This is a genomic window from Pseudomonas sp. R11F (assembly GCF_050312575.1).
GTDB classification, from domain to species: domain Bacteria; phylum Pseudomonadota; class Gammaproteobacteria; order Pseudomonadales; family Pseudomonadaceae; genus Aquipseudomonas; species Aquipseudomonas palleroniana.
Window position 1 is genome coordinate 149,914 of record NZ_JBNPJU010000068.1, and the last position, 15,867, is coordinate 165,780.

Genomic DNA, 15,867 nt, shown 5'->3' on the forward strand with positions numbered 1-15,867 from the left:
TTACACCGCAGGCGCATAGCGGGTTGGACGGCCGGTCAGCGCCAAGCTGATCACGCGGGTCATCAGGCTGTTGCGGGACATGGTCGGGGTCGAAGTGATCGACACGTAGCCGTTGTAGATAATGCTGCTGCCACCCGGCAGGTTCAGGCGAAGCAAGCGAGCCTGCTTATCATCGTCCGCCGCCTCACAGACGGCCACATATGGCTTGGACGGATCGTCGGCGACGGTGAAGGTCAGCGTGATCGGGTTCTTGGTGGTCGGCATCTGACGATCGTCATCGTCAGCCAGGAAGCCGAAAGTCAGAAACTGCTGATCACCACCACTAGAATTCATCTCGGTGATCTGAGAGATCTCGGTGAAGGCTGTTACCTCGCGGACAGAACCGATGCCCGAGCCGGCTGGGTATTGCTGAACGCTGGTGGTATTCACACCCTCCAGGGCAAACGTGCCACTGGCGATTTCTCCAACTCGAACACCGCGACCGTCGAGGCGCGTCCAGCCAGAATTTACGGCAATGATGTCTCCCTCAGCCAGGCCATGCGCCGCAGCTGTCGCGACGGCTGGATTGGCGTTGGTCAGAGCGGTGAATGGGATCGCAGTGCCATAGATGGACGCGATCTCAAGGGTGGCGCCGTTGGGCATTTGCATGGGTGTTTCCTCTTTTCAGAAATGACAAAACCCGCACAGTGGCGGGTTTCGGGGTTTGCCCAACGGGCGTATTCAGGTGACGATGTCAGCTCGATACTCGAACGACACCGGCACGATATATGTGGGCGGATCAGGGATGCCAGGGCCTGGGTCGACCGGTGACATCGTGACGACGGTAAGGCCTGCCTTTGTGTCTCGCGCATAAAGCGGGAACAGCGTGGTCAATTCACCCACTAGCGGGTTCGTCTTGGTCTTGCCGGTATTGGCCGGAGCCACGATGCTGACCTGGTAGACCCCGATGAAAGCGCGGTGGTCGCCGGCGAGCGTGCTGCTCGCGGTATCGCCCGGTAGCGAAAATGCCCGCAGGTAGGTCTCGCCGTCTGCCGGGTCGTACTGGACGTTCTCGAACACAACCTTTATCGGCTCAGCCCGGGCCTTGTTCCAGGCAATCAGTTTGGCCTCGTAGATCGACGCGATAATGGCGTGGCTCATACTTGGTTGTTCCTTGTGGCTTCGTCGACTATCTGCTGGAAGCGGGCCAGGGTAATTCTGACCATTCCGCCGGGTGCCTGGGTCGAGTGTCCGTACTCAAGCGGGATTGCGTAGGGCAAGTTATTCACGATATAGGCAGTTTGCCCTGCTGTAAGTGACTCCACCTGCAGCTTAAGCTTGGCCAGCGTTACACCGCCGGCCGGGTCGACCTGATCAAGCGTGCCTTTTGCAGGTGTGCCAATGGAAAACTGCCAATTCCCACGGAACCGCCCGCCGACGTAATCCTTGCCCGCCACCAAACCGTTCACGTTGAAGTTCTGGTCGCGCTCGGTCTTGGTCAGGGGCTTGGCGTACTTCAAGGCTTTTCGCAGCTTGCCGGCTTTGGTGAAGTTCGATTCGTTCAGGTTGATGATCATATTGCGGACCGCGACCTTGAAGTCGTAGTCATCGGCGGCCCGCTTGTTCGCCTGCCGGTGAACGACGTTCGCAGCCCAGATCTCTGGATTGCCCACCGGTGACATGCGGATAACGCTGCTGCCAATCTCGATGACGATCTCGCGGATGGTCGCGTCGATACCACCCTTCGCTCGCTCGGCGAAATCGCGGATATTCTCGGCAAAGCTGCCGTTCATGCTCGCGTACTTGCTCGTCACGATCGCACCTGCAACTCATACAGGATCGGCGTACCGGCAGGGTTGACCTCTTTCAGCGGCGGCACGATTGACCAGGTGCGACCTTGGGCGACCACCTTGTCTAGCAGACCAGGCACCCAGGTCAAACCCTGCGCAGCGATCTTGAGCTTCTTGTCGCCCTGCCTGATGAGGCTGTTGGTCTGGAATTCCATGCCGGTGAAGTCGAGCAGGATGCCCTGGACGATTTGCTCGACGGTGGTGCCAGGTGCTTCGCCGCCCGTTTCCGGGTCGTACTCGCCCGGCTCCGTTTTGCTGATCGTCACAGGCTGGCCAAACTCTGTGATCATTTCCAGAGCCATCACGGCCATTTCGTCGTAGAAGGTGGCCATGGTGGTCTCCGTTGCTGCTATGCGCGTACTGCGAACAGGCCGCGCTTTTGTAGGTAGTCGGCAAACTGCGTTGCGCTTGGGCGGTCCGGCGCCGCTGGCAGTAACCGGCTGCTGGTGTTCGGGATCGCCGCATACTCGCGAGTTACCGCGCCTTCGACACGCTCCAGCGTCACAGCGCCCTTTCGCTTCTCCACCGGATCGATATCGTCCTGATGAATCTCAGCTGCCAAGGCCATCTGCCCATACTGGATGCGCGCCGGTAGGTAGTTGTTTGGCTTGATCTCGTGATCCAGCAGCACTTCCCGGCGCGGCCAAGAAAGGGCCTGCTCGCTGTCCGTCTTACGCCCCTTCCACTTCATGCCATCCATCGCCAAGGCGGCCCGGCGCAGCAGCGCTTCCTGCTCGGGAATACCAGCGGGGATGACCGTGCCGAACTTCACGGCATACATGACTAGGTCCTCGGCGCTCGCGTAGCTTTCGGCGTCTGGCTTGCCGGTGCCGTCCTCGATGATGAGTGTCATTCAATAACTCGCTGAAATAGTTTCGTGCTAGCAGGGATGCTGCATAGCTAAACGATAATTGTGCGGCTGCGGCACCTATATCAGAGCACAGCGCTTTGGGATGATGTTCTAAGCCGCCAGTAGGTGTCGTTAATGGTGTCAAACTAAGGTTGGTTCTAGATAATGTGCGTTCAGGCGATCCGTCTATAATCAGGTATCCCATATGTATGACATCCCATGCCCTTGCTGCGGCTTTCTTACCTTCAGAGGGGCATACGGCTCCTACAATGTCTGCGCTTTATGCGACTGGGAGGATGACGGTGTTCAATTGGCCAATCCTACTTCAGATGGAGGGGCGAACTCGCTTTCCTTAGCCGATGCTCAGACCATCGCAATTTCCAAGTATCCCGAAAACATTGGCCTTGTGAATGGGTATTCCCGAAGTCCGCATTGGCGGCGAATGAACATCAGCGAGCTTCAGGCTGCAAATGCACGCAAAGCCTTAGAGCACTGGCATACGATCGGGATCTGCGAGGAATCTGAAGCGTACTGGTCAGTCACACGAATAGCCTAAACAAAAGCCATGTTGAATCTTTTTCTTTTAAATTATTCAAGCGACTGATTTCGCCTATAGCAGTGTTTCTCCAACTGTTTCAGTATCAGTCTGCAGGCAAGTCGGCGACGAGCTTTTCCAGGGATTCTTTCGAGGCGTTGGCCCGGTACTGGATATTGGCTTCATCGAGCTTTGCTTTCAGCGCTGCGATTTCACCAACCTCATCAGCCGGCGAATTGAGGGGAGCCTTCTTCAGCGCTTCAACTTCGGCGCGCAGCGCGTCGACAGTCAAGGCCAGGCCGTCACGCTCAGAGGTCAGCTCACCAACCGAGGCATGGATAGTGCTCAGCACTTCAAACAAGCGCAGCGCCAGCTTGCCGGATTCGGGGCGGTGAATCTCGCCAGCCCCCAGGCCCTCAACAAGGATCTGGATTGATCCATGCTCAGCACGCAACGCTGCGATCACCTTTTCCAGTTCGGCAGGGTTATTCGCACCAACAATCTGCACCCGCTTGGTTTCCTTCACAGACACGTCGACGCCGGCAGCTTCGTACGCATTGACCACGCTTGGCCAATCGCCAATCACCAGCACGCTCGTCACACCGGCTTCGGGCTTATCAAAGTGTTCCGGATTGCGATACCGCCTCTCCGGATCGAACCCGTTCAGTTGGTTGCTGTAAGTCAGTTCCATGTGTTTCTCCAAGGCGGCCACTTCTGACCGCGCGTTGAGTTTGAGACTTAGCCACCAGTGACCGGAGGCGTTGCGGTGAGCGTGATCATCACGCCAGCGGTGACCTTATTGCTGCCCGCATGCTTGACCCAGTTGGCAGCGGAGCCGACGGCAGCCAGCGTCGGGTTGGAGCCGCCAGTGGTTGCTTTCCAGCTGTAGCCCAGCACATCGATGTTCACGGTGCCTTCCGCGCGGTAGCCGATGCTCAGGTTTTCTTCGTCGTTCACTTCGTAGGAACGGAAGCCCGGCGCCTGCGACTCGGTGATGGTTACGGCGTTTGGCAGCAGGCCGAAGATCACATCCGCCGGCGCGGTATCCGTAACCAGTACCGGCTTGCCCAGTGTGCCCGGCAGGCCGCCGTAGATCACAACGCCAGCTTCTTCGTAGATCTTGTTGGTGATGGCTTCGTCGACGATGTCAAAGTAGGCGCTGGAGTGCATGACCCACAGAGCAATACGGCCGAATTTGTCGCCGAACTTGCGCATACCGCGAGTCAGCGTCTTCTTGCCATCGGTTTCGATGTTGGCCGAAACCACCATGTCAGCGTTGGAGCCGATGGCGGCACGCAGGCCAGCAGTTGCGTACTGGATGAAGCCTTCCAGGGTCGCATCAGCGACGTCGGCGCCGACAATCTGGGAGAACTCCTCGACCGGACGACCGCGGCGCTTGAATGCCTCTTCGGTGGTCTGGTACGGACCGTACTTCCAGGGAGCCTTGACGCCCACAGCTTCGCCGGCGGAGATCTTCTTGGCAGTTACCTTGCCGTCAGAGTTGACGTCGCGGTGCTCCAGAGAGCCGTTCAGCTTGTAGAGCGCGCGCTTGCGGAAGTCGCCTTCGATCAGTTCATTGTCCAGCACCATCGCGCCGTTGGACGATGCGTTGAACACATCCAGGTTGTCCTGGACACGCTCGAGGTATGCGGTTTGCGCCTCATCGTTGTAGATGATCAGGTCGCTGTTAACGGTTGTAGCCATGGGTCAATCCCCTTACTTGGGCAATGCGAGATATGCGGTTTGGCCGTGCTTGCGCTGAAAGTCGCGCTTCTGCTCGGAGGTCATTTCGGAGCGCTTGAATGCAGCCTTGCCGCCACCCCCGCCCGGGGCAAATGTTCCCGAAGCCCTTGGCCACAGGTGGGGTGCGCTTTCGCGCAGAGACTCGGCCCATTCGAGCGGAGTCAGAGGGGTCTTGCCGTCTTTACCGAGGATGACCTGGCCGGATTCATCAACGGCGACTGCATCGCCATCTTCGTTAAGGGTGAACACGCCTTTGGCGCGCAGGATGATGTCGTCTGTTGCTTCTGGCAGAGCGCCGGCTTTCAGCGCTGCGCCGCGTACCGAGTCGCCCAGGACTTTGCCCTGGAACTTGGCAGCGAAGGACTCAGCCTTCTCGGCGCGCTCACTGATGGTTTTCAACTGCTTGTCGTAGTCGCCACGCAAGCGCTCGGTGCGTCGGTTAAAGACCTCGTCCACCTTGCCCTCTGTCAGCAGCTTGGTTTCTTCGTCCTGGCCGGCGCGGCTGAGTAGACCTTTGACGGCGTCGATGTCGATGCCTTCGAATTGGGTTTCAAACTGGGTCAGCTTGCCGGAGGTTTCCTTCAACTTACCCAGCAGTTCCGAGTTCTTTGTTTTCAAACCGGAAACGGATGCTTCAACGGCAGTGGCGATAGCGGCCTTGATTGCCGGGTTTTCCAGGTCGATTTCGTTTTCTTCTGCCACGTTGATGCACCCCTTGGATATGTTTTGCCCGCCTGGCGGGCATAAAAAAGCCCCAGCTGTGCCGAGGCGTGAAATGTGTGCGCCACGTTTATGTGGTTTCCGTTTCGTGGCGCGGATCAGTTGATGCCAGCGCGCTCAAAGGCCAGAGGCTCCAGCCCTTTCATCTGCACGAGGTTGAGCGGCGCGAAGTTGCGGTCTAGCTGCAGCTCTGCGAAGCGCTCCACGGTCAGGCCTCCTTCGCGGAACAGCTTGGCCCGCACTGGCCCGATAGCCACATCCTGAAACCCCGCCGGCTGCTGCTGGAGCCAGTGGTAGTAATCCAGGCTCGCACTGACCTGCTGGCCGCCATTGGCGCCCACAGAAGCCCGGGTAGCGCCCTTGGCAAACATCTCGCTAAGTTTGGTCAGCAGAATGAAAGTGGTTCGGCAATTCGGGTGAAACGGTGGCCGTGGCCCGGAATCCAACGGAAACCTGAGTTTATCCATCGAGCGGCATTGCTGGCTGGTCTTGCTGTCCAGAGTAGCAACCATCTCGACTTCGGAAACGATGTCGGTATTGGCCTTGGCCACTTCCATGCGGGCCTGGGACGACACATGCTGAATCGCGGTGTGCACGACCGTGCTGGCATTGCGGTTGGTGGTGGCGAGAATTCCATCCTTGTAGCCGGCAGTCTTGGTGCCTCGAATGCTGCGGATGATCTGGAAGTTCGTCTGCCCTTCGAAGAAGCCCTGCCGGATCGTGCCAGTGACGCGCTCACGCTCTGCACCGGTCCAATCCTTGATGAAGGCCTTCAGCAGCTTCCCGCCGCCGGTGCCGCGCACGCTGAGTGGGTTCGTCAGCACTGCGGTTCGGATTGCTGCCGCCGTCGGCGCCACCACATCGAGCGACACGCCCACCGGTGCAGACTTTGCCAGACTGGTCGCTTCGAACTCCGCCTCGTAGTTGGCGATGTCTACCAGTTCGAGGTTCAACTGCGCACTGTAGCGGTCGAAGATGCCCAACAGGAGGCTATCCACCTCTTTCAGCAACGCTTCCAAGCGCTTGACGTTGTACTCGGTCAGGTCTGACTGGGTGAGCCGGTCACGGATCGAACGATCAATCTCCTTGAGGAAGGGGGCAAACTTGCCCACCTCCCCCGCCTTGAGCTTTTCGAGGAAGACCGCGTGCCGGATGGTGGCATCAAGTACTGCCGGATTTACCGCCATTTAGTTTGTCCTCGTCGTCCAGGTCCAGTCCATCGCCCTGCTCTTCCAGCTCGCCGTCAATCTGCAGGTCAGTGCGCTCTGGCGCGATCAGACCCAGCTTGCGCAGGTAGGCCCGTAGGTCGGCCTTGGCGAAGCCGCCTTGCTGCCACAAGCCAACCAGTGCGGTGATCATCTGCGGATCAGCCGTCAGTTCAACGAACTCCTGATTCACCTGGTAGGCGACCTTCTTGTCTGCAACGCCCATGTAGGCGCAGCACCACATGATTGCCCGGGTGTAGGCCTCGCTCACGTTCGCCACGCACCCAGCCAGCACCGAAGTCGAAGCCGATTGATCGCCGCGGGACTCTGTTGCGGTCTTGGTAGCAAGTGACGCAACCACCATCCGGGCGCCCAGTTCGATCATCATCTGATTCTTGTCGGCCATGGCCTCCTTAACCAGCGTGTTCGGCTGGGGTTGCGCGTAGCCAAACTGGCCGCCGGCCGGCAGCATCATTGGCGCCCTGGAGCCGACGTAGACGCCGTTTTTCTCCATCCAGTCGCGCCACTGCTCGTCCAAGCCGCTGATCCACGGCTGAGCCTGACCACACCAAAAGACGCTGTCCTCATAGTCAGCACTGTTGCGGTAATGACCTAGGTTGATCATTGCGATGTCGTAGAGAGGCGACTCATCGATGCTGGGATCGTTGTTCTGCGCGCCGACAAAGGTGAACGGGATCTCCTTGAGACGCCCCGTAACGCCTTCCGGTCTGAACTCTTCGATGATCGCCAGCGGCCCGCCACCTTTCGGCCCGGACCGACGCCAAACACGACAAACGAAACCGTCATCCTCGAGCGCCAGTTCCCGGTACTGCTCAGCGGTCTTGTAGCCGAAACCATCCGGTATCTCCGGCGACTCACGCAACACCACCAGGGTAAGTACGCTGTGACCGTTCAACATGCCCGTGCGCCAATTGATGATGTCTTCGGCGCAATAGGACAGGATCACCGAATGACCGCCGATGCCGTCGTCCTGGTGATAGTCGACGTAAAGACCATGGCGGCCAGCTTCAAGCACTTTCTCAAGCGTACCCTGCGAGTGCTGGTAAATGCTCACCCCGGAACCGTTGGCGTTATCTTGTAGGTACTCCAGTTTCTTCGGCACTGACAGCGTGGGGTCTTTATGGAAGGCTAGACCCAGAAGCCCGTTACGGGTGTGCCCGGTAGCGTTCTTGAAAACTGCCCGCTCGCGGTAAGCGCGGTTCCGGTCCTCGTTCTCCTGCGACTTGTCATGCGCGTTGATATAAGGCAGCCGATCGACAACACGGTGCTGGCCCGCGCAGACGTCCCGAACAGTCGCCCAGCGGTCCAGCACCGCCGTGTATTCCGCCCGCTTGAAAGAGACGTCGTTGCTCATCGGGCGTATCCCATTTTGATAGCGGTGACCGGTTTGATGATCGGGTACTCGCGGTGAATGAAGTAGCCGGCGGCGTCGTTCGCGTGATCGATGCCTGCGGTTTTGTCTGGCTCCCCGTTTGCGCCCCACACCTGCTGCTCCAGGCCATCGGCGTAGGTTGGGCAGGTGAGCGGGTTGATCAGGTAGCGGCGCTCGCCCTGCGCATTGCAGAAGGCGGCGTTCATTGCGTTGATGCGGTCCTTCACCGGAGGGTTTGCTGCGGGAGCGATGACCGCGAACCCGGCCTGCTTGAGCATGGCAAGGTCCGTGATGCTGGCGTTCACAGACTTGCGCGAATCGCCGGAAGCATCCGGGTAGATCCTGATCTCGCAGGTCTTCTTGAAGTCGTTACCGTCGTGCTGCCAGTACCGCTCTTTGATCCTGCGGATCATGTCGGGCGTGTCGTAGCCATCGATCAGCTCATCCACTGCCCTGGGCAGACCCTGGTCACGCTTGACGTGTGTGATCGCCGCCATCTTACCCACGTTGAAGTCCATACCGATGAAGAGCGGCTCACCGGCCTGCACGGTGTCGAAGCATGCGTTGAGCTTGCGGTCGTAGGCCGTGTAAATCGTACCGGACGTCAGGTTGACGAACTGTCCCCGGAGATAGGCTTGAATCAGCTGTGGCGGATACGACTCGATCAACGATGCGATGTAGTCATCCGGCAGGTTCAGCTCGTTGTCGAACGTACTGGCCTGCACCAAGCCGTACATGTCGTTCAGTGCCGGCTTGTCGCGCAGCTGTTTCACGAATTGCTGATAGACGAACTTGAAGCCTTCCGGCGTCGTAGTGACGTCCACCCCGTTCTTGAGCCCGGGCAGGTTGTAACGCATCCGGGCAATGATCTTGCGCCAGGCTTGCTGGGCCTTCAGCAAGCTCATCACGTCCAGTTCGTCGACCAGGGCCTGACCGATCTTGAAGCCGACGATAGTCTGCGGCTTCTCCATCGAGCGACAAATCACAGTGCCGCGATACTGCCGGCCGCTGTAGATGTGAACCTCGTGGTTCGCCTGGTTGATCTTGGTCTTGAGGCCCCAGTCATAGGCCACCTCATCCATGGTCGGATAGAAGATGTCCCGGATCTGCGGGTATGTAGGTGCAAAGTAGCCAGCGTTAACGCCCGGCCACTCCATGAAGTGTTTGCTCAGCGCCGAGCAGCCCACCCAGGTCTTCCCTGAGCCGAACCCGGCAACGAACGCACGGAATTTGTGGGGGAGCGTGAGGAACTGAGCCTGCGGAACGTTAAGGCTCGGCATTCGGCTTCCTCGCGTCCACCACGTCGACCTGAATGCGGGTCGGGATCATGGGCTCGTCACCCACCTCCTCCTTCTTGGCCCGATTGACGTAGATATCACCGGTTTCTTTCGCCGCCTGCTCTAGGATCTGCATGGCCAGTCCAATGTTCTTCATCGACTCAGCCTTCTCCACGAAGCGATTCATAGCTCGGAGGCGAAAGGCGCGGTTTGCGATGGGGATATCTGCTGTCTCTTCGCGGAAGCGCTTTCTGGTGTCTTCGAACATCGTCACCCAGCGCTTTGCCAGGCCTTTACCCGATGTCTTCGTTGGGTCGTGTGTCTCCACCTGCTGGCGGGTAATCGCAACCCCGTATTCTTTCTGGACCGCTTCAACGACCTGTGAGGGCGTGTCGAAGCACGCCAGGGCCTGAACGATAAAGGCCTTCACGTCGTTTTGAAGGGCTGCCATAGATTCTCATCCGTCCAGAGCCTGTCTAGAATCAGGCCGACTTGAGCAGACAGGTTCCGCAGGCCCTCGATATGTTCAATTTCCCTACCTCAGCAGGACTGCTTGCTGCATCCACCAACGCTTGAACATCAGGGCTTGCACCGTAGCGGCGGACGACACCGACGAACTCCTCGACGTCGTGGCCTTGCAGCTTGATCTTCGGTGCACCGTCTTGGGTGAATGCTGGTTGACCGTACTTGTCGGTCGCGTGAGCCAGGTGATAAAGCTCGTGTTCCAGGAGCGCGCAGAACTCAAGGTCGCTGCACTGGACGCAGTAGTCAGCAGCTAGAGTGATGATGAAGGCCGGCACATCGCCGAACCAGTCACGCATCTGTTGTTCCATCCGGGCTTTCTGCCAGCCTCCAGCGCGGAACGCTACCTGTTCGGCCTGGCCCAAGACCGTGCGACCCTGCTTACTGAAGCTTGACGACGCCCACATGACTCGGATGTCTGCATCCAGCAGATGGGCATGGTCTTCGTTGTGAATGCTGCCGGTGTCGGCAAGTATCTCGGCTTGGAGCCATTCCCATACTTCAGGAGCCGGTGTTAGGCGGATGCCGAAGTCGGATAGGTCGGACAGTTCAAGCAGTGACGCTGGAGGGTATGGCCTATCCATGGGTCACCTTGAACTTGAAATAGTGGCGCGTTGCCGGTATTGGTGTGGATCACACTCAACAGCAAGGAAAGCAATATGTCGATCGACCTAAGCAAGTACAACAATCACACGAACTCGGCGGAAGACAAGCGAGCAATGGCCGTGTCTGCCGCACTATCGATAATTCAATCGAAAGCATCTAACTCGCCAGAGAATGCCGTTGTCGTTGATAAAGAAATGGGCAGGTTGAGCTCCTATGCGGACAAGATCCAAGAAGCGTTGAGAGTGAAGTGATTCACCCGTGCCGCACTCACCTGCGGCACACCTACCCTTCCCCGCCATCCAGCAGCACATCAATCAGCTTCTGCTCCCCCAAGCGCATCGCACCCAGGCATTGCAGGTCGTCGCACTTGGGGCCGAGGCCGAACACGGTCACCTCTCCCTTCGCGCCGACCAGTGTCAGAGCGCCCACCGTGCATTCGGGATGCTCACCGGCATCCAGGTCATCGGCGATCTTGCGCAGCGTCTTGGCCGCGTCGCGCCAGTCCTCCCGCTTGAACTCAAGAACCTTGACTGTCATTCGGTCACCATCTGATGGGTTTGTGCATGGGCGTGGCCGTGGAGCAATCCAACGATCAGACCCTGGGGCAGACCGGCTTCCTTGGCGGCGTCCACGGCATCGGCAATGGCCTTGTCGAGCGCGCTTACCGCTGCATTGATGTCCTGGCTCATCGGCAGCGCGTGGAGCAGGCGGGTGACGTTACCCATCAGTTGAATGGATCGGCTGGCTTGGCGATCGAGCGTACGAACCACATGAAGCCCTGCTGCAGGTTAGTCTTGGCCAGCGCCAACAGCCGAGGATCAACACCCTCTATCTGGCCGATTTGCTTGAACAGTTCGCCGGTGTCGGCTTCCAGCGCCTTGATGGAGTTCATCCCATCGATTTCAGACTGGGCGAGGTCGCGGTAGCCGGTGATTTTCTTGTGCTGGTTGTCCATGGGTGACTCCTCATGATTGCGCGCCACGATTTGGCGCATTCGAAAACGTGGCGCGGATTACTGCGCTACCCGATTCAGGGCCTCATCAGCCTTGTCGGCAGCCTGGGCGGCGGTGGTTGCAGCCTTCGATGCCTTCTCCGCTGCGGTGCCGGTCTTGCGGGTCAACTCTTCCAGCAGCCGGTCACGCTCAATCATCGCCGCGTCGTAAGCCAGGCGGATGTCCTGTACCTGGTTGCTCTGCTTCTCAGCGAGTGACCAGTAGGCGGCCTGGTAGCCAAGCACGGCACCACCACCAACCAGTAGCACGGCAATAGCCCACACCTCTGTGCGTCTCCACCAGCGGCGGGCGATAAATTCCAGTGCGCATCTGTCCATCAGGCGATTCCTCCCAGCTTGGTACGCAGGCGGGTGATCTCATCGCTCTGCAGGGTGACACGCTCGGTGAGTTGAGCGACCTGACTGGTGAGCGCCTCGATCTTGCCTTCCATGCGCCCTACCGCTGCAGCGAGATCGTTCCGCTCCTTGGCGAACTGATCAGCGCGGGCCTCTGCTTCCTTCCTGGCGGCTCGCTCCTGGTTCAGCAACTCATTCAGCCGGCGCAAGGTGCCGATGTCGGCGTTGTCCATCGCCCGATCTGTCGCGTCCTTGGACAAGAACTTGCGCAGCCAGAGCAGGCCGCCCAGCACTACGGTGGCACTACCGCCCAGCCAGGTAGCTGTGCCTGGGCCGAGGTCAGTAGGATCCATCGTCACTCCATGAAGAAAATGGCCTGGGGCGGCCCGAACAATTAGAACGGCTCCAGCAGCACTCCCAGCTCGGAGCAATGGGTGTGGTGGAGCCGAAAACGAAAAAGCCCCGGCATATGCCGAGGCTCTTGGGTGAGTTAAAAAACGTTTTTCCAGTAATACGTGTAGAAAGTCGGAAGATCTCCGGTACCGTGATCTGGGTAGAACACGCCACGTGTCGGAACAGCGGTCGGGGTGAAGCCAAATCGAGCCCACCGAGGGACCCCATCTACAACCACAACGTTGCCGTCATCTTGCACCTGTAGGTAAGCGCGATCCGCAGCCCCGTCAATCCAATCCCCCTTGGTTGCCCAGGTACGACTACCTACACGATCGACTAAAAAGGCAGAGCCTTGCATGTAGAAGCAAGTGACCAAATCTTTATTTGGACGATTGTCTACATACGTATAGGGAACACTGCTATCAGCCACCCAGATTGGAGCGCCGTTATCGTAGAGACGTAGATTTCCATCCGCCTCCAGGATCAACTTATATCGTTTGCTTGGAGACTGGAGATACTGCCCCACCACCAGACAGTTACGCGGAGGCAGGATAGCGCTGCCATTATTGGCGCTGTTAAAGAGGATAATACGAAAGCCACTACTAGACATGTAATTCACCTTTGAGTTGAAAATTTTGTGCGGAGGATTCCGCGTTGATGTCGCTCAAAGGCGATGTGGAGAGGCTCATGACCTTCTGGTTGTCGGGCCCGAAAAACTACTACTTACGGCAGCAGGTCGTAGGTGACGTAAGCCGTACCGCCCCCGTTCTGAGTCATTGCTACCCACAAGCCTTGACCGGCAGGGATGGTCACAGAGAACGGGAGAGTGGAAGAACCGCCAACGGCGGACAAAATAACGGGCACGTTGGTCACCCAGCGCCCTTCCGGAATAGTCGTGCCGGTACTAATGAATCCGTTCCCGACAGGGCTGATCATGGTAGCTGTTCGAACAACCGCGCCATTGACGTTCTGCGCCGGAGTGAAAACTGCCTCTGCGTAGCTGGTTGCGATCGATTTGAAACGGCTGCCGATTTGTACTGGTTCCATTTTTTCACCTATTGAGTCGAATGATTGTTCGCGGAGGATTCCGCTTTCACGTCGCTCAAAGGCGATTGCTCGAGGCTCGTGGCCTTCACATGATTCAACGTCCCGCATCGGGAACATTTGATCTGGAGCTCTGTAAACCCACCCGTTCGGGCGAGAAGTCTTTTGCAGTTTCCGCATCTGAATTCTTTCAACATCTGCAAACTCCTTTTGCTAAATCGCCCTTTCCATGGGCAATAAAAAACCCAGCGCGAAGGCTGGGTTTCTGTGTGCTATTTAGATCGAGTGGCTGTAGAAAAGCGCGTAAGACTCAATGCCGTCGTTTGGCTGTTTGATGCCCGCATTTGAATAGTGAGTAGCGCGGATACCGACTCGCTGGGTATCGCCGAATTTCAAGCCTGCGCCGATCCGATCTTCAAAGTTGAAGGAGGATCCAAATTTTTGATCGCCAGCGGTCGTGCCCGAGAACATCGCGACACCGACACCGGCCTCGATGAATGGCTTGATTTCACCTTGGCCAAACTCGTAAACGAAAACTGGCGAGAAGGAAACAGAATGACGTGCGCCTGCTTCTTTGCCCGATTCCCAATACGTGTAACCCAGATCCCAATAACCTGTCAGCTTGCCTGTCGAACTTTGAAACCAGGCTTTATCCCAGCCAAAACCCAGCGCTGCTCGGGCAGTCAAACCACTCTGACTAGTCGCACCGATAGCGCCAGATATTTCAGCAGCCTGCACACTCAGTGCTGCACAGGAGAGCACGAGTGCAGCTAGTACAATTTTCTTCATTTTATGACCAATTAGTATTGAAAAATCAGGTAATTACGGATTTTGGAGACCCTCAGAGGATGGCAGCTTCCAAATCGTTCCATAATTTTTCAACCTGTCATTTTTCACATGCATTTTGGCCGAATGCACTTACATACAGTGATCTCAGATATTAGACGCAATAAAAAACCCGACGAAATGGCCGGGTTTTTTTGAAATTTCAATACAAGTTGCCGAAGGCAAAATACTAACTATGGGGAAATAATGCCCTCAGCCGTGCGGGAAGTCAAGCAGCCTCTTTCATCTTGTAAATTATCCCGCCAATTGGACTCAGGGCCTTGGCATCGATGTCATAGCAGGCATCGAAACAAAGCTGCACGAAAGGCTCCCAATCCCTCCCCCAAGCTGCCGACGGGAGCTTGATGCCGTACTCCCCTTCCACCCAGGCACGAAAGAACTCCGGCTTGATGAGCGGATCGGGGTTGGAAGACTGCCCTCCCTGGTGCATATATCGATACCGGCGAAACACGCCCTTTGCGACGTACACGGCACGTTCACGCTTACTGGAAGTCATGCGCTCTACCCGAGAGCACGCCAGGTTGAAAACCGCATCTTCCGCCTCCTCCCGATCATCACTGGTCGGCTCTGCCGCATACATGGCGTTGCCGAAGGCCCGCAACTGGTAGTGGAGACGCGCTATCGCCGACTGGATATGGCCGGCCAAAGCACCGTGCACCGCATGATTTGCTGTAGGCCCCCGTTCGCTGCTCTGCACCACCACCCCCAGCTCCGCGGCATCTGAGGACTGACCCGGCGCGGGGTTGTAGTTGCAGTCATGCCACGCTTGGCGCGCTGAGTTGATTTTCATGCTGCCTGCCCCTTCTTCAGTTCTCTGGTCATTGCCCGGTACTTCGCCTTGATGGCCTTGATCTCTTCCAGGGTGTACTTGCGCGGCGCCTGGTCAGCCTCCAATGCGTCGACGGCTTCCTGACCTATACGGGCTATGAGGCCAATCCGGTAGTCCACGGCATTGCCGGAAAGGAACCGGTTGTCCTGCTTGCTCTGTGCGTGGCAATTGCGCTCGTCAAATCGCAGGTGAGGCGCTGAGCCAACGCTGCGATAGTGGCCAGCATCTACAGCGTTACCGCTCCAGTCCAATGGCTTGCCGCTGGATATGCAGAGGTGGCCGACGTCTTGGTCGCGTGCGCGGATGTACGCGTTAAACGCCTGCTGAGCTTCCCGCATGTGGTCACCTCGGGTCTTCAGCTTCTCCTTGCGCACCCTGATCTCCCGGCGCTCAGCCTGTGCGAACGACTTGCGCTCCTTCTCGCGCTTGGCCACGGCAAGCACCAGGCCGCACTTCGGGCTGCACACTGCCTGCCCGAGGCGCTGAGGCACGAATGAGGCCCTGCATGCCGGGTTCTTGCAGGTCTTGGGCTTGGGCGCCCTCTTCTCCTTGATGGCTACACGCATGCTTTGCCCTCCTTGGCTTTTTGTCGGTTGTTGCCGAATAACGGCGCCTGCCCCTCGGCCAGCATCCAGTCGAATTTCTCTTTGCAGCCTGTAGCGCACTGGCACAGGTTCAGGCTCGGCATGCTGCTCATAGGCTCGCCACAGTCAGGGCAACGCTTTCC

The 15,867-nt window shown here is 57.9% G+C and carries 27 protein-coding genes; 2 read left to right on the top strand and 25 right to left on the bottom strand.

The features are described 5' to 3' along the window. The 5 genes from ACQRBV_RS22590 to ACQRBV_RS22610 all read right to left on the bottom strand — a co-directional run bounded on the left by ACQRBV_RS22590 (position 1) and on the right by ACQRBV_RS22610 (position 2,682). On the bottom strand, positions 1 to 648 hold the full coding sequence (locus tag ACQRBV_RS22590; RefSeq protein ID WP_411984000.1) for a phage tail protein: 648 nt from the start codon (positions 646 to 648) through the stop codon (positions 1 to 3). Positions 649 to 720: 72 nt separating this feature from the next. After that, complete coding sequence (locus ACQRBV_RS22595) at positions 721 to 1,140, bottom strand: phage tail terminator-like protein (protein WP_411983999.1); 420 nt, start codon at positions 1,138 to 1,140, stop codon at positions 721 to 723. Beyond that, positions 1,137 to 1,772, bottom strand: coding sequence for a hypothetical protein (locus ACQRBV_RS22600; RefSeq protein ID WP_411984405.1), 636 nt, complete (start codon positions 1,770 to 1,772; stop codon positions 1,137 to 1,139). The genes ACQRBV_RS22595 and ACQRBV_RS22600 overlap by 4 nt, the downstream gene beginning before the upstream one ends. Before the next feature lie 17 nt (positions 1,773 to 1,789). Next, the gene (locus tag ACQRBV_RS22605; protein ID WP_411983998.1) at positions 1,790 to 2,161 is read right to left on the bottom strand and encodes a hypothetical protein; all 372 of its coding nucleotides are present in this window, start codon (positions 2,159 to 2,161) and stop codon (positions 1,790 to 1,792) included. Between the two features lie 17 nt (positions 2,162 to 2,178). Further along, entirely contained in the window at positions 2,179 to 2,682 is a 504-nt protein-coding gene (locus ACQRBV_RS22610) for a DnaT-like ssDNA-binding protein (RefSeq protein WP_411983997.1), read from the bottom strand. 202 nt (positions 2,683 to 2,884) lie between these two features. On the opposite strand from ACQRBV_RS22610, the gene ACQRBV_RS22615 reads away from it, so the two are divergent. Beyond that, positions 2,885 to 3,235: a CPCC family cysteine-rich protein gene (locus ACQRBV_RS22615; RefSeq protein ID WP_411983996.1), complete on the top strand. Its 351-nt coding sequence runs from the start codon at positions 2,885 to 2,887 to the stop codon at positions 3,233 to 3,235. An 85-nt stretch (positions 3,236 to 3,320) separates the two neighbouring features. On the opposite strand, the gene ACQRBV_RS22620 is transcribed toward ACQRBV_RS22615, so the two are convergent. From ACQRBV_RS22620 to ACQRBV_RS22655, 8 genes are all read right to left on the bottom strand, one after another. Further along, a complete protein-coding gene (locus ACQRBV_RS22620) occupies positions 3,321 to 3,905 on the bottom strand; it encodes a hypothetical protein (RefSeq protein ID WP_411983995.1) in 585 nt (194 codons plus the stop codon). Between the two features lie 47 nt (positions 3,906 to 3,952). Then, positions 3,953 to 4,918: a major capsid protein gene (locus ACQRBV_RS22625; protein WP_042572010.1), complete on the bottom strand. Its 966-nt coding sequence runs from the start codon at positions 4,916 to 4,918 to the stop codon at positions 3,953 to 3,955. 12 nt (positions 4,919 to 4,930) lie between these two features. After that, on the bottom strand, positions 4,931 to 5,659 hold the full coding sequence (locus ACQRBV_RS22630; protein WP_017479625.1) for a hypothetical protein: 729 nt from the start codon (positions 5,657 to 5,659) through the stop codon (positions 4,931 to 4,933). A gap of 116 nt (positions 5,660 to 5,775) precedes the next feature. After that, positions 5,776 to 6,864 (bottom strand): minor capsid protein, encoded by a 1,089-nt coding sequence (locus ACQRBV_RS22635; protein WP_411983994.1) that lies wholly within the window; start codon positions 6,862 to 6,864, stop codon positions 5,776 to 5,778. Next, positions 6,839 to 8,257, bottom strand: a complete 1,419-nt coding sequence (locus ACQRBV_RS22640) for a DUF4055 domain-containing protein (RefSeq protein ID WP_411983993.1) — start codon at positions 8,255 to 8,257, stop codon at positions 6,839 to 6,841. The genes ACQRBV_RS22635 and ACQRBV_RS22640 overlap by 26 nt, the downstream gene beginning before the upstream one ends. Further along, the gene (locus ACQRBV_RS22645; protein WP_411983992.1) at positions 8,254 to 9,555 is read right to left on the bottom strand and encodes a terminase large subunit domain-containing protein; all 1,302 of its coding nucleotides are present in this window, start codon (positions 9,553 to 9,555) and stop codon (positions 8,254 to 8,256) included. Before ACQRBV_RS22645 ends, ACQRBV_RS22640 begins: the two co-directional genes overlap by 4 nt. Beyond that, positions 9,542 to 10,003 (bottom strand): DUF2280 domain-containing protein, encoded by a 462-nt coding sequence (locus tag ACQRBV_RS22650; protein WP_411983991.1) that lies wholly within the window; start codon positions 10,001 to 10,003, stop codon positions 9,542 to 9,544. The genes ACQRBV_RS22645 and ACQRBV_RS22650 overlap by 14 nt, the downstream gene beginning before the upstream one ends. 31 nt (positions 10,004 to 10,034) lie before the next feature. Beyond that, positions 10,035 to 10,658, bottom strand: a complete 624-nt coding sequence (locus ACQRBV_RS22655) for a putative metallopeptidase (RefSeq protein ID WP_411983990.1) — start codon at positions 10,656 to 10,658, stop codon at positions 10,035 to 10,037. A gap of 75 nt (positions 10,659 to 10,733) precedes the next feature. Here ACQRBV_RS22655 and ACQRBV_RS22660 point away from each other — a divergent pair, with 75 nt between their 5' ends. Further along, positions 10,734 to 10,931: a hypothetical protein gene (locus ACQRBV_RS22660; protein ID WP_411983989.1), complete on the top strand. Its 198-nt coding sequence runs from the start codon at positions 10,734 to 10,736 to the stop codon at positions 10,929 to 10,931. A 31-nt stretch (positions 10,932 to 10,962) separates the two neighbouring features. Here the strand turns inward: ACQRBV_RS22660 and ACQRBV_RS22665 are convergent, their stop codons facing one another. The 12 genes from ACQRBV_RS22665 to ACQRBV_RS22720 all read right to left on the bottom strand — a co-directional run bounded on the left by ACQRBV_RS22665 (position 10,963) and on the right by ACQRBV_RS22720 (position 15,837). Further along, on the bottom strand, positions 10,963 to 11,217 hold the full coding sequence (locus tag ACQRBV_RS22665) for a hypothetical protein (protein WP_411983988.1): 255 nt from the start codon (positions 11,215 to 11,217) through the stop codon (positions 10,963 to 10,965). Next, positions 11,214 to 11,405: a hypothetical protein gene (locus tag ACQRBV_RS22670; protein ID WP_411983987.1), complete on the bottom strand. Its 192-nt coding sequence runs from the start codon at positions 11,403 to 11,405 to the stop codon at positions 11,214 to 11,216. Before ACQRBV_RS22670 ends, ACQRBV_RS22665 begins: the two co-directional genes overlap by 4 nt. After that, positions 11,405 to 11,635: a DUF7681 family protein gene (locus ACQRBV_RS22675; protein ID WP_411983986.1), complete on the bottom strand. Its 231-nt coding sequence runs from the start codon at positions 11,633 to 11,635 to the stop codon at positions 11,405 to 11,407. The genes ACQRBV_RS22670 and ACQRBV_RS22675 overlap by 1 nt, the downstream gene beginning before the upstream one ends. Positions 11,636 to 11,692: 57 nt before the next feature. Then, a complete protein-coding gene (locus ACQRBV_RS22680; protein ID WP_198762923.1) occupies positions 11,693 to 12,010 on the bottom strand; it encodes a hypothetical protein in 318 nt (105 codons plus the stop codon). Next, positions 12,010 to 12,381 (bottom strand): chemotaxis protein, encoded by a 372-nt coding sequence (locus ACQRBV_RS22685; RefSeq protein WP_411983985.1) that lies wholly within the window; start codon positions 12,379 to 12,381, stop codon positions 12,010 to 12,012. The genes ACQRBV_RS22680 and ACQRBV_RS22685 overlap by 1 nt, the downstream gene beginning before the upstream one ends. Before the next feature lie 137 nt (positions 12,382 to 12,518). Then, complete coding sequence (locus ACQRBV_RS22690) at positions 12,519 to 13,031, bottom strand: hypothetical protein (protein WP_411983984.1); 513 nt, start codon at positions 13,029 to 13,031, stop codon at positions 12,519 to 12,521. A 113-nt stretch (positions 13,032 to 13,144) separates the two neighbouring features. Continuing rightward, complete coding sequence (locus ACQRBV_RS22695) at positions 13,145 to 13,468, bottom strand: hypothetical protein (RefSeq protein ID WP_058423764.1); 324 nt, start codon at positions 13,466 to 13,468, stop codon at positions 13,145 to 13,147. Positions 13,469 to 13,476: 8 nt separating this feature from the next. After that, positions 13,477 to 13,662, bottom strand: coding sequence for a zinc finger domain-containing protein (locus ACQRBV_RS22700; protein WP_411983983.1), 186 nt, complete (start codon positions 13,660 to 13,662; stop codon positions 13,477 to 13,479). Positions 13,663 to 13,741: 79 nt separating this feature from the next. Next, a complete protein-coding gene (locus ACQRBV_RS22705; RefSeq protein WP_411983982.1) occupies positions 13,742 to 14,254 on the bottom strand; it encodes an acyloxyacyl hydrolase in 513 nt (170 codons plus the stop codon). Between the two features lie 265 nt (positions 14,255 to 14,519). Then, positions 14,520 to 15,101 (bottom strand): hypothetical protein, encoded by a 582-nt coding sequence (locus ACQRBV_RS22710; RefSeq protein WP_411983981.1) that lies wholly within the window; start codon positions 15,099 to 15,101, stop codon positions 14,520 to 14,522. Continuing rightward, entirely contained in the window at positions 15,098 to 15,706 is a 609-nt protein-coding gene (locus ACQRBV_RS22715; RefSeq protein WP_411983980.1) for a recombination protein NinG, read from the bottom strand. Before ACQRBV_RS22715 ends, ACQRBV_RS22710 begins: the two co-directional genes overlap by 4 nt. Continuing rightward, entirely contained in the window at positions 15,697 to 15,837 is a 141-nt protein-coding gene (locus tag ACQRBV_RS22720; RefSeq protein ID WP_411983979.1) for a hypothetical protein, read from the bottom strand. The genes ACQRBV_RS22715 and ACQRBV_RS22720 overlap by 10 nt, the downstream gene beginning before the upstream one ends. Between the last annotated feature and the right edge of the window lie 30 nt (positions 15,838 to 15,867).

What these genes read in the sequence shown, in the direction of transcription:
- ACQRBV_RS22680 (WP_198762923.1), bottom strand. Translation starts at nt 12,010, where the DNA reads ATGGACAGATGCGCACTGGAATTTATCGCCCGCCGCTGGTGGAGACGC.
- ACQRBV_RS22720 (WP_411983979.1), bottom strand. Translation starts at nt 15,837, where the DNA reads ATGAGCAGCATGCCGAGCCTGAACCTGTGCCAGTGCGCTACAGGCTGC.
- ACQRBV_RS22650 (WP_411983991.1), bottom strand. Translation starts at nt 10,003, where the DNA reads ATGGCAGCCCTTCAAAACGACGTGAAGGCCTTTATCGTTCAGGCCCTG.
- ACQRBV_RS22645 (WP_411983992.1), bottom strand. Translation starts at nt 9,555, where the DNA reads ATGCCGAGCCTTAACGTTCCGCAGGCTCAGTTCCTCACGCTCCCCCAC.
- ACQRBV_RS22600 (WP_411984405.1), bottom strand. Translation starts at nt 1,772, where the DNA reads ATGAACGGCAGCTTTGCCGAGAATATCCGCGATTTCGCCGAGCGAGCG.
- ACQRBV_RS22610 (WP_411983997.1), bottom strand. Translation starts at nt 2,682, where the DNA reads ATGACACTCATCATCGAGGACGGCACCGGCAAGCCAGACGCCGAAAGC.
- ACQRBV_RS22670 (WP_411983987.1), bottom strand. Translation starts at nt 11,405, where the DNA reads ATGGGTAACGTCACCCGCCTGCTCCACGCGCTGCCGATGAGCCAGGAC.
- ACQRBV_RS22715 (WP_411983980.1), bottom strand. Translation starts at nt 15,706, where the DNA reads ATGCGTGTAGCCATCAAGGAGAAGAGGGCGCCCAAGCCCAAGACCTGC.
- ACQRBV_RS22625 (WP_042572010.1), bottom strand. Translation starts at nt 4,918, where the DNA reads ATGGCTACAACCGTTAACAGCGACCTGATCATCTACAACGATGAGGCG.
- ACQRBV_RS22685 (WP_411983985.1), bottom strand. Translation starts at nt 12,381, where the DNA reads ATGGATCCTACTGACCTCGGCCCAGGCACAGCTACCTGGCTGGGCGGT.
- ACQRBV_RS22675 (WP_411983986.1), bottom strand. Translation starts at nt 11,635, where the DNA reads ATGGACAACCAGCACAAGAAAATCACCGGCTACCGCGACCTCGCCCAG.
- ACQRBV_RS22665 (WP_411983988.1), bottom strand. Translation starts at nt 11,217, where the DNA reads ATGACAGTCAAGGTTCTTGAGTTCAAGCGGGAGGACTGGCGCGACGCG.
- ACQRBV_RS22705 (WP_411983982.1), bottom strand. Translation starts at nt 14,254, where the DNA reads ATGAAGAAAATTGTACTAGCTGCACTCGTGCTCTCCTGTGCAGCACTG.
- ACQRBV_RS22710 (WP_411983981.1), bottom strand. Translation starts at nt 15,101, where the DNA reads ATGAAAATCAACTCAGCGCGCCAAGCGTGGCATGACTGCAACTACAAC.
- ACQRBV_RS22615 (WP_411983996.1), top strand. Translation starts at nt 2,885, where the DNA reads ATGTATGACATCCCATGCCCTTGCTGCGGCTTTCTTACCTTCAGAGGG.
- ACQRBV_RS22595 (WP_411983999.1), bottom strand. Translation starts at nt 1,140, where the DNA reads ATGAGCCACGCCATTATCGCGTCGATCTACGAGGCCAAACTGATTGCC.
- ACQRBV_RS22700 (WP_411983983.1), bottom strand. Translation starts at nt 13,662, where the DNA reads ATGTTGAAAGAATTCAGATGCGGAAACTGCAAAAGACTTCTCGCCCGA.
- ACQRBV_RS22590 (WP_411984000.1), bottom strand. Translation starts at nt 648, where the DNA reads ATGCAAATGCCCAACGGCGCCACCCTTGAGATCGCGTCCATCTATGGC.
- ACQRBV_RS22690 (WP_411983984.1), bottom strand. Translation starts at nt 13,031, where the DNA reads ATGTCTAGTAGTGGCTTTCGTATTATCCTCTTTAACAGCGCCAATAAT.
- ACQRBV_RS22620 (WP_411983995.1), bottom strand. Translation starts at nt 3,905, where the DNA reads ATGGAACTGACTTACAGCAACCAACTGAACGGGTTCGATCCGGAGAGG.
- ACQRBV_RS22635 (WP_411983994.1), bottom strand. Translation starts at nt 6,864, where the DNA reads ATGGCGGTAAATCCGGCAGTACTTGATGCCACCATCCGGCACGCGGTC.
- ACQRBV_RS22655 (WP_411983990.1), bottom strand. Translation starts at nt 10,658, where the DNA reads ATGGATAGGCCATACCCTCCAGCGTCACTGCTTGAACTGTCCGACCTA.
- ACQRBV_RS22695 (WP_058423764.1), bottom strand. Translation starts at nt 13,468, where the DNA reads ATGGAACCAGTACAAATCGGCAGCCGTTTCAAATCGATCGCAACCAGC.
- ACQRBV_RS22605 (WP_411983998.1), bottom strand. Translation starts at nt 2,161, where the DNA reads ATGGCCACCTTCTACGACGAAATGGCCGTGATGGCTCTGGAAATGATC.
- ACQRBV_RS22640 (WP_411983993.1), bottom strand. Translation starts at nt 8,257, where the DNA reads ATGAGCAACGACGTCTCTTTCAAGCGGGCGGAATACACGGCGGTGCTG.
- ACQRBV_RS22660 (WP_411983989.1), top strand. Translation starts at nt 10,734, where the DNA reads ATGTCGATCGACCTAAGCAAGTACAACAATCACACGAACTCGGCGGAA.